Consider the following 14,291-nt stretch of genomic DNA (forward strand, 5'->3'; position numbering starts at 1 on the left):
CCTATGCATTAGCGTGCTGATTGCGTTCATGTAATTCTACCGCTAAATCGCGATAAGCTTGGCTTCCTTTGGAAGCTGAATCATAATTTAGAACAGGCTGAGCAAAAGAAGGGGCTTCGCTCACTCTAACATTTCGGGGAATGACGGTTTTAAAGACGAGATCTTGCAAATTCTCGCGTGCATCATTTTCGACCTGTTGGGAAAGGTTGTTACGCCCATCGTACATCGTCAATAGAACCCCCTCAATTCGCAAACTAGAATTCGCTGTCTGCCGAATTTCTCGAATGGTTAGCATCAACTGCGACAATCCCTCGAGCGCAAAAAATTCACTTTGCAACGGTATTAAAACTGAATCAGAAGCAACCATCGCGTTAACAGTTAGCAAATTAAGAGAAGGCGGGCAGTCGATTAAGATGTAATCAAAGCCAAATTCGCTCATGGCAGCCTGACGAAGTGAGTCATGCAAAAGAAAACTGCGTTTCTCATTTGAGTAAAGTTCGATATCAGCCGAGCTTAAATCAGTATTTGCAGGAACAATTGAAAGGTTTTCAAATTCAGTGGATTGAATCACATCATTTAAATCAACTTCCCCCAAGATGAGATCATATGTCGTAAGTTCTCGTTCGTTAGGTTCAATCCCAATTCCGGTAGACGCATTACCTTGTGGATCAAGGTCAACAACAAGTATTTTATGCCCAAGTTCAGCTAACGCCGCACCCAAATTGATAGTTGTTGTGGTTTTCCCAACCCCACCTTTTTGGTTAGCCACCGCAATAACTTTGGATTTTCCGGTTTGATTGATATCAAGCACTTACGATATCCTTCACTTTCAAGATGAACGCCTGACTATCAGTCTTACTTTGGATTTTATCATATTGGAACTGCCAATTTCCCTTGGCATCCGCAATTTCCTGATCCACGGATATTCCCTTAGGTAGCAACGCCGTTCCGCCTTTTGCGAGGTGAATATCTACATATGATAAAAGTGCATTAAGATTCGCCAATGCCCGCGCAGAAACGATGTCAGCGTTCATGGCTTGAACTTTTTCAATTCTATTTGTAATCACTTCAGCCTTTAAATTCAGTTCACGAATAACTGTTTTAAGAAAAACACCTTTACGCAAATCGCTTTCGATAAGCACGAATTTGGTATTTGGGTTTTCTGTTTTTGCCATGATAGCGGCTACAATTCCTGGAAATCCGCCGCCAGAACCAATATCCACCCAAATTTTGCCGGGTTCAGCACATCTGTAGATTTGAACAGAATCCAAAATGTGTCTTTCCCATAAATCTTCAACGCTCTTTTTCGAGACAAGATTGATCGCAGGATTCCACTTTTCTACCAAACTTACATATTTCTGTAACGCGTCCAGTGTTTCACGTGAAACATTTTCGATGTCATTCATGCGGAACGTTTTTCCTTTCGCAACTTTGCAAGAACCAATGCCAATGCCGCAGGCGTCATTCCCTCAATACGTCCTGCTTGACCCAAGGAGCTCGGCTTTGATCTTTCTAGCTTAGAAACCACTTCGTTGGACAATCCAGAAACAGATCTATAATCGAAGTCGTCGGGAAGACTTAAATTTTCATCTCTCCTTAGCGCGTCAACATCACGCTCTTGGCGCTCTAAATAGTGAGCATAAAGAGCGTCTTTTCCAATTTGAGCTTTGATCTCGTCATCGATTTTCGCAAGGTTAGGGTCGAATACCTCCAAAGTTTCAAAGGTGATATCTGGAAAAGACAGTAGGTCATATCCCGATCGCTTCACCCCATCTTGCTTAACTCTAATTCCCGCTTCCTTAAGAACGTTGGGAGTAAGAGTAATTTCCTCCAACGCGTCGCGAGCTTGACTTAGGCGATGGTCTTTTGAAAAATAGCTGGCTTTACGCTCCTCAGAAACAATCCCTAACTCAATTCCAAGCGGTGTAAGGCGTTGATCTGCGTTATCTGCTCGTAGTGCCAAACGAAATTCAGCTCGTGAGGTGAACATTCTATAGGGTTCAGAAACCCCCTTTAGCGTGAGGTCATCGATCATCACACCAACATAGCTCTTTGACCGGTCAAACGATACCCTGTCCTTTTCCTGAGCGTGATGCGCTGCATTTAAACCGGACACTAGCCCCTGCGCAGCAGCCTCTTCATATCCGGTTGTCCCGTTAATTTGACCAGCAAAGAACAACCCCGAGATATTATGCGTCTCTAAGTTGGCATTCAGTGTTCTGGGGTCAACATAATCGTATTCAATCGCATAACCCGGTTGTTCAATAACAACATCTTCAAGCCCATAGATCGAACGTACGTAATCTTCCTGTACACCCTCTGGCAGTGAGGTGGAAATTCCATTTGGATAAACCGTGTGAGTATTCAACCCTTCAGGTTCCAAAAAAACCTGATGAGAAGACTTATCAGAAAAACGTACAACCTTATCTTCGATAGACGGGCAATAGCGAGGACCGACACCATCGATATGCCCACCGTACATTGCGGATTTTTCTAGGTTTTCCCGAATGATGTCATGAGTTTTTTCATTGGTATGCGTAATTCCGCAACTGATTTGCTTTGCTGCGGGTGATTTGGACAAAAATGAAAACAGCTCTGGTGTGTCATCACCAGGCTGCATTTCCAAATTATCCCATTGAATGGTACGACCATCCAATCGCGGAGGCGTACCAGTTTTTAACCGGCCCAAAGCATACCCAAGATCATTCATTCTTTCAGCCAAACGAACAGAGGCGTTATCCCCCATCCGACCGCCAGAATAGGAAACATCGCCAATATGAACCACACCACGCAGAAATGTGCCCGTCGTCAGAACGACAGAGCTTGAATAGATTTCACTTCCGTCAGCTAAAACAACACCTTTTACACTTGTGCCATGAACAATTAGGTCGCTAACTTCTGCCTCAATGACAGATAGATTTTCAACATTTTGCACAAATGTTTGAATAAAGCCCATATATAGCAATCGATCAGATTGGGCACGAGGCCCTTGAACCGCAGGGCCTTTTTTCCGATTCAAAAGCCGGAATTGAATCCCGGCCGCATCAGCAGCTAAACCCATGACCCCACCTAAGGCGTCAATTTCCCTTACCAAATGTCCCTTACCGAGACCACCGATAGCTGGGTTACACGACATCACGCCTAAGTCTGAAAACTTAAGAGTAACCAGCGCGGTTGACGCCCCTGCCCGTGCAGACGTGAGCGCAGCTTCGACGCCGGCATGACCGCCGCCAACAACTATGACATCAAAATGTTTCACGTGAAACACTCCTACTTACCTAAACAAAACGACGAAAATATTTCGTCCAGGACATTTTCTACATCTACCCGGCCAATTAAGGAATCCAGAGCACGAATTGCTGTACGAAATTCTTCAGAGGCAATCTCAGCTCTTTCCATTCCATACTCAACTTCGGAAACTGCGTACTCAAGCGAGTTTATCGCATTCAAAATAGAAATTCTATGACGTTCACGAATTGCAATTCCTGCAGAAGCAGAACGTTGCTCAAGGATAGAGGAAACCTCATCAATTAACGCCCTCACACCTAAACCCGTTTTTCCCGAGATCCCCATATCGGAAGACTGAGACTGGTCTGCTTTCGGGGTTCGGAATATATCGCCAACTTGGGCTCTTACATCTCCAAACGCAGCCATTTTCTCTGTAAGAAATACGCGAATATCAGCGGCATTTGCCCGATCTTGCGCGCGCTGGACACCTATTTTTTCAATATCATCAGTTGTTTCTCGGATACCTGCGGTATCTAGAACGGTAACTGGCAGGCCATTTAAATCCATGCGGACTTCGATAACATCGCGAGTTGTGCCAGCAAATTCTGACGTGATCGCGGCATCGCGCCCCGCTAGTGCGTTTAGAAGAGTTGACTTACCAGCATTTGGCGGGCCAACGATTGCGACCTCGAAACCTTCCCGAATGCGTTCCGCAATTTTCACACCTTCGGCTTCGGACCTTAGATCTACTAAAACAAGATTGGCCAATTCCAACACCTCGGGTGTCACATCGACAGGTACATCTTCATCAGCAAAATCTATTGTCACTTCTAAAAGTGATACAGCTCGAATCAGTGTTGTCCGCCAAAAATCTGCACGATTCCCCAATTCGCCGGAAAACACACGCAAAGCCTGTTTTCTTTGTGCTTCGGTTTCGGCCTCTAGAAGATCAGACAGCCCCTCGACCTGCGCTAGATCAAGTTTATCATTCTCTAACGCACGCCGCGTAAATTCCCCTGGCTCCGCAAGCCTAAGGTCAGGGTGTTCTGATAGATTTTCAAGCAAGGCATTAACAGTCGCAATGCTTCCATGTGTTTGAAATTCAACAGTTTCTTCGCCAGTAAAGCTTTGACCTACATTGAAGGACAGCACCAGTGCCTCATCCAACAGTGATCCATCAAACCCGTATAGCTTCCGCAATACGGGTAGCCGCGTCTCAGACAAACTTTGACAAAACGTTTTTGCCGCTGAAAACGCTTTAGGCCCGGAAATCCGAACAACTGCGACCCCTGCTTTACCACGGGCCGACGCAAGTGCATAAATCGTTTCCATATTTAACTCATTGTTTTAAAACAAAAAGTCTAGGCATTCATTGAATCAAAGAACTCTTCGTTGCTCTTGGTTTGCTTCAGCTTACCAATTAGGAATTCGATCGCATCCGTTGTACCCATTGGGTTGAGAATACGACGCAATACGAATGTTTTCTGTAAATCTTTTGCATCGACAAGCAAATCTTCCTTACGCGTACCGGATTTAAGAATATCCATCGCTGGGAAGACGCGTTTATCTGCAATCTTACGATCCAGAACAATTTCAGAGTTACCCGTACCTTTGAATTCCTCAAAGATAACTTCATCCATCCGAGAACCCGTATCAATCAACGCAGTTGCGATGATGGTCAGAGATCCACCCTCTTCGATGTTACGAGCAGCACCAAAGAAGCGTTTTGGGCGCTGTAGGGCGTTCGCATCGACACCACCGGTCAGAACCTTACCTGAAGACGGTACAACAGTGTTAAAAGCGCGCCCCAAACGCGTGATAGAGTCGAGCAAGATCACAACATCGCGTTTATGTTCAACCAGACGCTTTGCTTTTTCGATCACCATTTCAGCTACGGCAACGTGACGGGTTGCTGGTTCGTCAAAGGTGGATGAAACAACCTCACCTTTTACAGAACGCTGCATGTCTGTAACTTCTTCGGGGCGTTCATCGATCAAAAGAACAATCAAATAGCACTCAGGGTGATTTTTCTCGATTGAATTTGCGATATTTTGCAAGATCACGGTTTTACCAGTCCGCGGCGGCGCAACGATCAAAGAACGCTGACCTTTCCCAATCGGTGAAACCAGATCAATAATCCGCGCTGTGCGATCTTTGATGGTTGGATCTTCGACTTCCATCTTAAGACGCTCATCCGGGTAAAGCGGCGTCAAGTTATCAAAAGCAATCTTATGGCGGGCCTTTTCAGGCTCTTCAAAGTTGATTTTTGTAACGTTCGTAAGCGCAAAGTAGTTTTCTGTTTCCAAGGGCGCTTTCATCACGCCTTCGATGGTGTCACCCGTGCGCAAGGAATATTTGCGGATCATATCTGGTGAAACGTAAATGTCATCAGGGCCCGGCAAATAGTTAGCCTCAGGCGACCGCAAAAACCCGAATCCGTCTTGCATTACTTCGAGAACGCCGTCGCCGCAAACTTCCCATCCTTCATCTGCGCGTTCGCGAAGAATTTGGAACATCATTTCGCCTTTACGCATGGTAGAGGCGTTTTCGATTTCCAGTTCCTCAGCCATCGAAACGAGGACTTTGGGTGATTTTGCTTTTAGATCAGAAAGCGTCAGGCGTTCTAAAGTCATGAGAATACTCACTTCTACCGCCAAAACAGGCGCGCAGATCATGTAAATTGGGAAGACTCAACTGATCAGGACGACCAGCGTTTCCATGCAAATAGTCAGATGCAGCAGTTGAGTCAAGTTTCCTTAGTAAAACCGGGTAACAACGGAAATTACAATTATAACCAATAATACCGTCGGAACCTCGTTCATCATACGATAGGTACGCCCAGTTCTGGTGTTTTCTCCGCGAAGGAACTCTTTGCGGCGATATCCGAGCCAATGATGAAACCAAGTCATTGTTAAAACAGCACCCGCTTTGGTCCAAGGCCAAATTTCAGCCCATGAAACAACCCCTGGAGTGAAAACAAGCAGCAGCCCAAACACCCAAGTTGCCATCATAGCGGGATTCATAATCAATCGAAGAAGTTTAAGCTCCATCTTTTGAAACAGACGATCCGTATCTGATCCCTTTTCGACCTCTTCGACGTGATAAACAAAGAGACGCGGTAGATAAAATAATCCTGCCATCCATGCGATCACTGAAATGATATGCAGTGATTTAACCCATGGGTGAAAATCTAATAGGAAATCCATGATCTAAGCCTTTTCCCCGAAGATTGGTTTCATATCCCTATAATAATAAAATAAGAGAATAGAAAAGATGATGTTTTTGTAGTGTCGCGAATTTCCGTGGATTAATGATTTAGTAACAGATTTATCCATAGGTGAAATCACGGTTTAACAAATATTAATAAAATCTGTTAGTAACTATAAAAATATCCGTTTTTATTGAGATAAACTAAATTTTAACCATTACTAAGATTTGATAAACCTGTGGATAATTGTCCTAATTAATGGGATATTTACTTTCTTCCCCAGATTAAAGTTTTCCTTACCCCCAAGGGAAAATCTTTGCGCTGTTCTTGACAACTGGGCTAGTTTTACCGAAATCCAGATGTGCGTTGAAAACTGTCCTATTTGATGCCCACGCTCCACGTCAGTTATCCACAAGGCTATCAACATGGTTCAGCAAATTATTCTCGCGTCCGGTTCGGAAATTCGTCAGACACTGCTTAGAAACGCAAATGTTGCTTTTGACGTCGTTGTTGCGCGTGTGGATGAGGATATGATCCGTTCAGCATTAGAGGCCGAACAGGCGTCCCCGCGGGATATTGCGGATGCATTGGCTGAACAAAAAGCGCGTAAAATCAGTTTAAAACACCCAAGCGCTATTGTCATCGGTTGCGATCAAGTTCTTGATTTCAAAAATGAAATTTTTTCGAAACCGAACACACCAGAAGACGCAATTTCGCAATTGAAAAACCTACGTGGCGGCCGTCATAGTCTTTTATCAGCGGCTGTTGTCTATGAAAATGGCGAACCAAAATGGCGGCACGTTGGGCAGGTTCGCCTATATATGCATGCATTTTCAGATGATTATCTGAAAGATTACGTCGAACGAAACTGGGATAGCATTCGCCATTCCGTTGGCAGTTACAAATTAGAAGAAGAGGGCGTGCGCCTATTTTCGCGCATAGATGGCGATTATTTCAATGTATTGGGTTTGCCACTGCTTGAACTCTTATCGTATCTTCGCCTGAGAGGGGACATAGCAGGATGAGCGAACAACGTATTCCATTGGCGGGGGTTATTGGATCCCCGATTGAGCATAGTAAATCACCAGCGCTGCACGGGCATTGGTTAAGAAAATACGGAATTCAGGGTCATTATATCCCAATGAACATCGCGCGCGAAGAATTAGGTGCGACGCTGAAGGCGCTGCCGGCGCTTGGGTTCGTGGGAATAAATGTAACCATTCCACATAAAGAAGCGGTTCTGGAATTTGCCGATTTGGTAACCGATCGCGCTGCTTTGATCGGTGCGGCGAATACATTGGTGTTTCGAAAAGATGGAAAAATCCATGCGGATAACACCGATGGGTATGGATTTATCGAAAATCTACGACAAGGCGCGCCCGGATGGGACCCAAAAGCAGGCCCCGCAGCGGTGATCGGTGCTGGTGGTGCATGTCGCGCGGTTCTGGCGTCTCTGATTGAGGTCGGCGTTGAGGAAATTTTCCTGTCCAATCGCACGCGCGCCCGTGCTGATGCGCTTCGTCAGGAATTTGGCGCGCGGATTAAGGTGTTTGATTGGGTTCAGGCCGGAAATATGCTGGATGATGCAAAAACTGTGGTGAATACCTCGTCTCTTGGGATGGTGGGTAATCCAGAGCTTCGTATTCCTCTTGATGGGTTGGAAAGTGACGCAGTTGTAACGGATCTTGTGTATGCGCCGCTTGAAACCAACCTGTTGAAAGAAGCAAAAGAAGCAGGCTGTCGCACCGTCGATGGGCTTGGCATGTTGTTACACCAGGCAACGCCAGCCTTTGAACGCTGGTTTGGTCAACGCCCCGAAGTGGATGCAGAAACCAGACAGGCCGTATTATCGTGACACAACCGTTTGTGATTGGCCTGACCGGTTCTATCGGTATGGGTAAATCGACCACCGCGGCTATGTTTCGCGAATGTGGTGTTCCTGTTTGGGACGCCGACGCTGCTGTTCATCGTATGTATAGCGTTGGTGGCAGCGCGGTTGCAGGGATAGCAGCGATTTATCCAGATGCTGTGATTGACGACGCGGTTAGTCGCTATGCATTAAAAAGCTGGATTTCAGCGGATAAAACTGCACTGAAGCAAATTGAATCTGTGGTTCATCCTTTGTTGGTGGCAGATCGATCTGAGTTTTTAAACAATTCGGCGTCAGATATTGTTGTGCTAGATATGCCACTGTTGTTTGAGATGAATTTAGATTCTCTGGTGAACCATATTGTTGTTGTGTCTGCCCCGGCTGATGTGCAGCGCGCACGCGTTCTGGAACGTGGTTCAATGACCGAAGACCAATTTGAAATGATCTTGGCGAAACAGCTTCCTGATGGTGAAAAGCGTAAACGAGCCGATGACGTGATAGAAACGATATCGCTTGAAGCGGCGAAGGCGTCCGTTGTTAGAATACTAGCAGACATTCAGAAGGGTCTGAAAAATGCGTGAATTGGTGCTGGATACGGAAACCACAGGTTTTGCCCCGGAAGAAGGCGACAGGATCGTCGAAATTGGCGCTGTTGAGCTGTGGAACCAGCTGCCGACAGGGCGCACATATCACCAATACATCAATCCAGAGCGTTCAATGCCCCAAGCCGCGTTTGAAGTGCACGGATTGGGCGATGATTTTTTACGCGACAAACCCGTTTTTAAGGATATCGCGCAAGATTTCGTGGATTTTGTGAAAAATGACCAAATGGTTATTCACAATGCCAGCTTTGATATGAAATTCCTGAACGCAGAGCTAAAATGGGTCGGTCGCCCTACCCTGCCTATGACACAGGCATTGGATACGTTGGCGATTGCGCGCAAACGATTTCCCGGCTCGCCTGCCTCATTAGATGCGCTATGTCGTCGGTTCGGAATTGATAATGCGTCTCGGACGTTGCACGGCGCGTTGCTCGACTCTGAAATTCTGGCCGAAGTGTATTTGGAACTTATCGGTGGTCGTCAGCCGGATTTTGGGCTTTCGACAAACCAGTCTGGTAATGCAGATGGGGGAACGGGGGACGCATGGCGGCCGTCACGTCGACCTAATCCGCTTCCCAGTCGGTTGACCGAAGAAGAAACCGCCGCCCATGACGCCTTTGTTGAGGCTATGGGCGACGGTGCGCTTTGGAAAAAACTCACGAAACACTGATCGTGAGTTCTAGATATTAGGAAACAGGCTGATTTGCGCGTTCTGCTTCAAGACGACGTTCAACTTCTGAACGATACAGCGCAACAAAATCGATATTGTCCAAGTTCAGCGGCGGGAAACCGCCGTCGCGGGTGATGTCAGACACGATCCGACGCAGATATGGGAACAACATGCGCGGGCATTCGATCATCAAATAGGCATGAATTTGTTCCTGAGGAACGTTTTCCACGTGGAAAACACCGCCGTAATCCAAAGACAAAAGAAACAGCGGGTCACCGTTTTCTTTGTTCTTTGAAGTGATCTCAAGCTTGGTGATCACGTCATATTGATTATCCGCAGAGCGTTTTTTCGCATCCAGGTTTACTTTGACTTGGATGTCCGGCTTTACGTCGCCCTGAACGCCTTTTTGAGCCACGATATTCTCAAAAGACATATCGCGAATGAACTGCGCGAGGATTTGCATTTTTACCGGTTGCGGCTGTGCTGCTGCCGCGCCGTTTTCGTTTTCGGCCATCCGAAATTCTCCTAAATTTCTAAGTTAAATGCGGTTTATCAGGTTGCTGCCGAAGGCTCAATGCTTCGTCACACCCGGAGGTTGATGTGTGGGCTTTTTGGGTTCTGAAACGTCGTCATAGTCGCCGTCAATAATATCATCACTTGCTTGGGCATGTGGGTGTGAACGTGTGTGGAAGGAACCAGATTGTCCACCCATTTCAAAGCTTTGCACAGAAACACGTGCGCGAATGTATTTGAACGCAGCAGAACGAAACGGCGGAAACAACAATAAAAACCCAAAGGCATCTGTGAAAAAGCCAGGGGTCAATAAAAGCGCACCAGCGAACAAAATCATTGCACCGTGCGCCAAAGGTTCTGACGGATCGCGAAGTTCGCTAAAGGAGCCGCGAAGTTGTGACATCGCCAAAGCACCCTGAGTGCGTACCAACGATGTGCCAAGAATAGCAGTGATAAGCACGATCAAAAGCGTTGGCCAAAGGCCGATCAGCCCACCCACTTGGATAAATAATCCGATTTCGATCAACGGAACGGCAATAAAGATCAGCAGAAGGGGCATTTCATTCCTTTTTCTGTCATTGGCTATGGTGGACTTAGCGCCACCCCTACCCTACATAAGAAGGAATGACGTTCGTTTCTATCCCCTGAAGAGGTTCCTATGTCTCCTGCTGCGATTCAATTGCTGGTTCTTGCCGGTGTTGCTGTCTTTTTGATTTTAAAACTCAAGAACGTCCTTGGCACCCGTGAAGGATTTGAAAAACCGCCTTTGCAAGCGCCCGAAGACGATGCTTCTAACCGCCGTGCTGGTTTTGAAGTGATCGAAGGTGGCCCTGACCGTGACATTACGGATCATGCCGGTGAAAACAGTGCCGTTGCAAATGCGCTGGCTGAAATGAAAGGCGCAGAGCCAAGTTTCAACGTTGGCGAATTCCTACAAGGCGCCCGTGGTGCTTATGAAATGATCCTAATGGGATTTGAACGTGGCGATATGGATGCGATCCGCCCATTTTTGTCCGATGACATCGCTGAAGCGTTTGAAGGTGTTGTTCAGGCGCGCGCAGATCAAAACTTGACCGTCGAAGCAGAATTCATTGGGGTGCGTGAAACCACTTTGGAAAATGCAACGTTTGATTCAGCTTCGCGAGAAGGTGAACTCGAAGTGCGCTTTGTTGGTGAACTGACATCCTTTGTACGCGATGCCGCCGGTGACATTGTCGAAGGCGACCCAAAAGAAGTGAAACGCCAAAAAGATGTTTGGACTTTTGCCCGCGTTATGGGCAGCGACAATCCCAACTGGCAACTGGTGGCCACTGGGGGATGATGCGTGCGCTTTGGGCTGGATGTGTTATGGCGTGCCTCGCCATGACGGGTTCTCTCAAAGCGGAAGAGCCCGAATATACACTTCTGTCATTCGATGAACTTGATGGTTGGGAAAGCGATGACCATGATGCAGCGCTTTCTACATTTTTGAATACATGCAGTATTTTCAACGATCCTGAATGGTCTACCGTTTGCGGTGTTGCTGGTTCTGGTTTAAGCGGCCGCCAGTTTTTTGAGCTATTTTTTCGCCCCGTCTTGGTCGAAGATGGTGATGAAATGCTTTTTACCGGGTATTTCGAACCTGAATTGTCAGGGTCGCGGGTGCGTACGGGCCAATACCGCTATCCGCTTTATCAACGCCCCCGCGAAGCACGCGGTCGTTGGCTGACCCGTCGTCAAATCGAAGAAACAGGTGTTTTAGACGGGCGAAATCTTGAAATTGTTTATGTTGATGACCCGGTTGAGGTCTTTTTTCTACAAATTCAGGGATCGGGACGTATTCGGCTGACCAACGGAGAGGTCATTCGTGTTGGTTACGGCGGGGCAAATGGGCACCCGTATAGTTCAATCGGGTCCGAGTTGGTGCGGCGCGGGGTTTATTCCCGGCACCAGGTGTCAGCGCAAGTGATACAGAACTGGGTGCGTCGTAACCCAATTGATGGTGCGGAATTGCTACGCCATAACGACTCGTTCGTCTTTTTCAGAGAACTGGATATACCAGCACATTTGGGTCCGATTGGTGCTATGGCGCGTTCGATCACGCCGATGCGCACAGTTGCGGTTGACCCTGAATATACGCAGCTTGGTGCGCCTATTTGGATAGAGAAAGCCGGCGCGGACCCTCTAAACCGATTGATGGTGGCCCAAGATACAGGTTCCGCCATCAAAGGGGCGCAGCGGGCTGATATTTTCTATGGCCCTGGTGATGATGCAGGCCGTGCGGCAGGTCGCATAAGCGACACAGGGCGTATGGTGGTGCTTATGCCCATTCAGCTCGCGTATCGTTTGGCGCCGGAGACTGAAGAATGAGCCGCAAACGTAGAACCCTGCAGCCCGAAGAAAAAGAGCTGTGGAACAGGGTCGCGCAGACAGCGACACCTATGCATCCCAATACGCCAGCACCCAAATCCGAACCTGCACCTATTCTTCTGCCTGAAGTAAAACAACCCAGCCTGCGAATTGCGCCGTTTTCGTTGGGGCAAAAGCCGTCGAAAGGCACACATTCCGCGGATATTGCGCCATCTATTGGGGATCAGCTTTATAAGCTTCCTGTTCAGATGGATGGTAAAACCCACGGTAAGATGAAGCGCGGGAAATTATCACCCGAAGCCCGTATCGATTTGCACGGAATGACCATTGCACAGGCTCATCCAGCGCTGTTGCGGTTTATTATGGGCAGTTATGCCAGTGGGAAACGGTTGGTTCTGGTGATTACTGGTAAAGGCAAAACCAAAGAAGATTACGGCCCGATCCCAACACGACGTGGTGTGTTGAAACATCAGGTTCCGCAGTGGCTTCATTCTGAACCAATGCGGCAGGTGGTTTTGCAAGTGACGGAATCCCACGTGAAACATGGTGGAACAGGGGCCTACTATATCTATCTAAGGCGCCACCGGTAGCAGACGCTTTGCTTTGTGCATTGCGATTGCGACGATAGAAGATACCAGCAAAATATATACCGAAATTCCGATCATTTGCTGCGGGAAGCTGTACCCGTAATCGATCAATACGCCTGTTATCGCAGGGCCAATGGCAGACCCAAACACCAATGCGCCTGCGACGGCAGCTTTGATGGCGCCTAGATGGCGTGTGCCATAAAATTCGGCCCAGAAAGCGCTTGTTAGGGTCGAATTTGTTCCGGCTGTCACCCCAAGAATAGCGAGAGCTAATCCTGCGCTGACTGGGCTTTGCGCGTACCAAAGCACCAAAAAACCAAGCGCCAATGGAATTTGGTAAAATGGCATCAATCGCGCTGTTCCAACACGATCAATCATCGCCCCCGAAAGAAGTGCGGAGATAACGCCAACGGCGGTGTACAGCGGGAAAAACGATACAAAAAGCGCATGACCCCAGCCTTTGATTCCGGCCAGATGAACCTGATGAAAGAACAGTGCTGTGATAAAGGTCGAAGGCGCGATAAGCGCAGGCAATATTGCCCAGAATAACCAATGACTGAGTGCTTGTTTACGGGTCCATTGCTGGGCGTTCATGCCAGTGCTGACTTCTGCAGTTGCGCTCGACTTTGGGGATCTTTCTTCTTTGAGAAGGGTAAGCAATACGGGGATGAAGGCGACGATGACGACAGCGCACAATAACCACAACATGCGCCAGTCGAAAAAAACCATCAATGTTACAAACGTAAGCGGCAGTAACGCTTCGCCAAACGCAAATCCAAGCCCCGAAATTGCCAATGCTCGTCCGCGTGCAGCTACGAACCAGCGCGCCATCGCTACAGCCGCAATATGGGATGTCATTCCCTGTCCAGTGAACCGCAGTGCAAATATCACAAAAGGTAACATCCAAGCTGATGTGACGGTCGCCATCATGACACATGCAACGGCAAGACAAACCATCGTCAGCGCACCCAGTGTTCTGACGCGCATCACATCGGTTAAAACGCCCGCCCATACCATGACGATGGCTGATACCGTTGTTCCTATGGAATAATATCCACCCCATGCCCCATGGCTCAGGTTAAATTCGCTACGAATTTCTCCGGCAAAGACCGAAATAAAAAATGTCTGACCAAAGCTGGAAATCAATGACAGAAGGACGCCTGCCGATAGCCATCTTGCGTTATTGGAGAAGAATTGAAGCATAAAAAACCTCGTTTCTTGCATCCTGAATATATTTGCCAAAAATGACAGTGTTAATTTAGTG

At 47.5% G+C, this 14,291-nt stretch carries 16 protein-coding genes; 7 read left to right on the forward strand and 9 right to left on the reverse strand.

Features of this window, described 5'->3' with window-relative positions; translation table 11 throughout:
- Position 1 precedes the first annotated feature (1 nt).
- The 6 genes from G9C99_RS11970 to hemJ all read right to left on the reverse strand — a co-directional run bounded on the left by G9C99_RS11970 (position 2) and on the right by hemJ (position 6,434).
- Positions 2–811 carry a ParA family protein gene (locus G9C99_RS11970; RefSeq protein WP_166417747.1) on the reverse strand — a complete coding sequence of 270 codons (810 nt, stop codon included), beginning with the start codon at positions 809–811 and terminating at the stop codon, positions 2–4.
- Positions 804–1,406, reverse strand: a complete 603-nt coding sequence (gene rsmG, locus G9C99_RS11975) for a 16S rRNA (guanine(527)-N(7))-methyltransferase RsmG (protein ID WP_166417748.1) — start codon at positions 1,404–1,406, stop codon at positions 804–806. The genes G9C99_RS11970 and rsmG overlap by 8 nt, the downstream gene beginning before the upstream one ends.
- Positions 1,403–3,268, reverse strand: coding sequence for a tRNA uridine-5-carboxymethylaminomethyl(34) synthesis enzyme MnmG (gene mnmG / locus G9C99_RS11980; protein ID WP_166417749.1), 1,866 nt, complete (start codon positions 3,266–3,268; stop codon positions 1,403–1,405). The genes rsmG and mnmG overlap by 4 nt, the downstream gene beginning before the upstream one ends.
- 2 nt (positions 3,269–3,270) lie before the next feature.
- Complete coding sequence (gene mnmE / locus G9C99_RS11985; RefSeq protein WP_166417750.1) at positions 3,271–4,560, reverse strand: tRNA uridine-5-carboxymethylaminomethyl(34) synthesis GTPase MnmE; 1,290 nt, start codon at positions 4,558–4,560, stop codon at positions 3,271–3,273.
- A gap of 29 nt (positions 4,561–4,589) precedes the next feature.
- Positions 4,590–5,861 carry a transcription termination factor Rho gene (gene rho, locus G9C99_RS11990; RefSeq protein ID WP_166417751.1) on the reverse strand — a complete coding sequence of 424 codons (1,272 nt, stop codon included), beginning with the start codon at positions 5,859–5,861 and terminating at the stop codon, positions 4,590–4,592.
- A gap of 123 nt (positions 5,862–5,984) precedes the next feature.
- Positions 5,985–6,434: a protoporphyrinogen oxidase HemJ gene (hemJ, locus tag G9C99_RS11995; protein WP_166417752.1), complete on the reverse strand. Its 450-nt coding sequence runs from the start codon at positions 6,432–6,434 to the stop codon at positions 5,985–5,987.
- Between the two features lie 427 nt (positions 6,435–6,861).
- Here hemJ and G9C99_RS12000 point away from each other — a divergent pair, with 427 nt between their 5' ends.
- Genes G9C99_RS12000 through dnaQ form a run of 4 tightly spaced genes read left to right on the forward strand, consistent with a single transcriptional unit; the run spans position 6,862 to position 9,578 of the window.
- Positions 6,862–7,461, forward strand: a complete 600-nt coding sequence (locus G9C99_RS12000) for a Maf family protein (RefSeq protein ID WP_166417753.1) — start codon at positions 6,862–6,864, stop codon at positions 7,459–7,461.
- Complete coding sequence (locus tag G9C99_RS12005) at positions 7,458–8,291, forward strand: shikimate dehydrogenase (RefSeq protein WP_166417754.1); 834 nt, start codon at positions 7,458–7,460, stop codon at positions 8,289–8,291. Before G9C99_RS12000 ends, G9C99_RS12005 begins: the two co-directional genes overlap by 4 nt.
- Positions 8,288–8,887 carry a dephospho-CoA kinase gene (coaE, locus tag G9C99_RS12010; protein ID WP_166417755.1) on the forward strand — a complete coding sequence of 200 codons (600 nt, stop codon included), beginning with the start codon at positions 8,288–8,290 and terminating at the stop codon, positions 8,885–8,887. Before G9C99_RS12005 ends, coaE begins: the two co-directional genes overlap by 4 nt.
- Entirely contained in the window at positions 8,880–9,578 is a 699-nt protein-coding gene (gene dnaQ / locus G9C99_RS12015) for a DNA polymerase III subunit epsilon (protein ID WP_166417756.1), read from the forward strand. The genes coaE and dnaQ overlap by 8 nt, the downstream gene beginning before the upstream one ends.
- A 16-nt stretch (positions 9,579–9,594) precedes the next feature.
- On the opposite strand, the gene secB is transcribed toward dnaQ, so the two are convergent.
- Positions 9,595–10,092: a protein-export chaperone SecB gene (gene secB / locus G9C99_RS12020; RefSeq protein ID WP_166417757.1), complete on the reverse strand. Its 498-nt coding sequence runs from the start codon at positions 10,090–10,092 to the stop codon at positions 9,595–9,597.
- A 57-nt stretch (positions 10,093–10,149) separates the two neighbouring features.
- A complete protein-coding gene (locus G9C99_RS12025) occupies positions 10,150–10,650 on the reverse strand; it encodes an FxsA family protein (protein WP_166417758.1) in 501 nt (166 codons plus the stop codon).
- A gap of 99 nt (positions 10,651–10,749) precedes the next feature.
- On the opposite strand from G9C99_RS12025, the gene G9C99_RS12030 reads away from it, so the two are divergent.
- From G9C99_RS12030 to G9C99_RS12040, 3 genes are read left to right on the forward strand one after another with little or no spacing between them, the layout of a single operon-like run.
- A complete protein-coding gene (locus G9C99_RS12030; RefSeq protein WP_166417759.1) occupies positions 10,750–11,412 on the forward strand; it encodes a Tim44/TimA family putative adaptor protein in 663 nt (220 codons plus the stop codon).
- The gene (gene mltA, locus G9C99_RS12035) at positions 11,409–12,440 is read left to right on the forward strand and encodes a murein transglycosylase A (protein ID WP_166417760.1); all 1,032 of its coding nucleotides are present in this window, start codon (positions 11,409–11,411) and stop codon (positions 12,438–12,440) included. The genes G9C99_RS12030 and mltA overlap by 4 nt, the downstream gene beginning before the upstream one ends.
- The gene (locus G9C99_RS12040) at positions 12,437–13,030 is read left to right on the forward strand and encodes a Smr/MutS family protein (protein WP_166417761.1); all 594 of its coding nucleotides are present in this window, start codon (positions 12,437–12,439) and stop codon (positions 13,028–13,030) included. Before mltA ends, G9C99_RS12040 begins: the two co-directional genes overlap by 4 nt.
- On the opposite strand, the gene G9C99_RS12045 is transcribed toward G9C99_RS12040, so the two are convergent.
- On the reverse strand, positions 13,013–14,230 hold the full coding sequence (locus G9C99_RS12045; RefSeq protein ID WP_166417762.1) for an MFS transporter: 1,218 nt from the start codon (positions 14,228–14,230) through the stop codon (positions 13,013–13,015). The two genes, G9C99_RS12040 and G9C99_RS12045, sit on opposite strands and share 18 nt — an antisense overlap.
- Between the last annotated feature and the right edge of the window lie 61 nt (positions 14,231–14,291).

This window comes from Cochlodiniinecator piscidefendens (genome assembly GCF_011326755.1).
Taxonomy (GTDB): Bacteria; Pseudomonadota; Alphaproteobacteria; order Rhodobacterales; family Rhodobacteraceae; genus Cochlodiniinecator; species Cochlodiniinecator piscidefendens.

Excerpts from the sequence above, each read along its gene's own strand:
- rsmG (WP_166417748.1), bottom strand. The coding sequence starts at position 1,406 with ATGAATGACATCGAAAATGTTTCACGTGAAACACTGGACGCGTTACAG.
- mnmE (WP_166417750.1), bottom strand. The coding sequence starts at position 4,560 with ATGGAAACGATTTATGCACTTGCGTCGGCCCGTGGTAAAGCAGGGGTC.
- rho (WP_166417751.1), bottom strand. The coding sequence starts at position 5,861 with ATGACTTTAGAACGCCTGACGCTTTCTGATCTAAAAGCAAAATCACCC.
- hemJ (WP_166417752.1), bottom strand. The coding sequence starts at position 6,434 with ATGGATTTCCTATTAGATTTTCACCCATGGGTTAAATCACTGCATATC.
- G9C99_RS12000 (WP_166417753.1), top strand. The coding sequence starts at position 6,862 with ATGGTTCAGCAAATTATTCTCGCGTCCGGTTCGGAAATTCGTCAGACA.
- G9C99_RS12005 (WP_166417754.1), top strand. The coding sequence starts at position 7,458 with ATGAGCGAACAACGTATTCCATTGGCGGGGGTTATTGGATCCCCGATT.
- dnaQ (WP_166417756.1), top strand. The coding sequence starts at position 8,880 with ATGCGTGAATTGGTGCTGGATACGGAAACCACAGGTTTTGCCCCGGAA.
- secB (WP_166417757.1), bottom strand. The coding sequence starts at position 10,092 with ATGGCCGAAAACGAAAACGGCGCGGCAGCAGCACAGCCGCAACCGGTA.
- G9C99_RS12025 (WP_166417758.1), bottom strand. The coding sequence starts at position 10,650 with ATGCCCCTTCTGCTGATCTTTATTGCCGTTCCGTTGATCGAAATCGGA.
- G9C99_RS12030 (WP_166417759.1), top strand. The coding sequence starts at position 10,750 with ATGTCTCCTGCTGCGATTCAATTGCTGGTTCTTGCCGGTGTTGCTGTC.
- mltA (WP_166417760.1), top strand. The coding sequence starts at position 11,409 with ATGATGCGTGCGCTTTGGGCTGGATGTGTTATGGCGTGCCTCGCCATG.
- G9C99_RS12040 (WP_166417761.1), top strand. The coding sequence starts at position 12,437 with ATGAGCCGCAAACGTAGAACCCTGCAGCCCGAAGAAAAAGAGCTGTGG.
- G9C99_RS12045 (WP_166417762.1), bottom strand. The coding sequence starts at position 14,230 with ATGCTTCAATTCTTCTCCAATAACGCAAGATGGCTATCGGCAGGCGTC.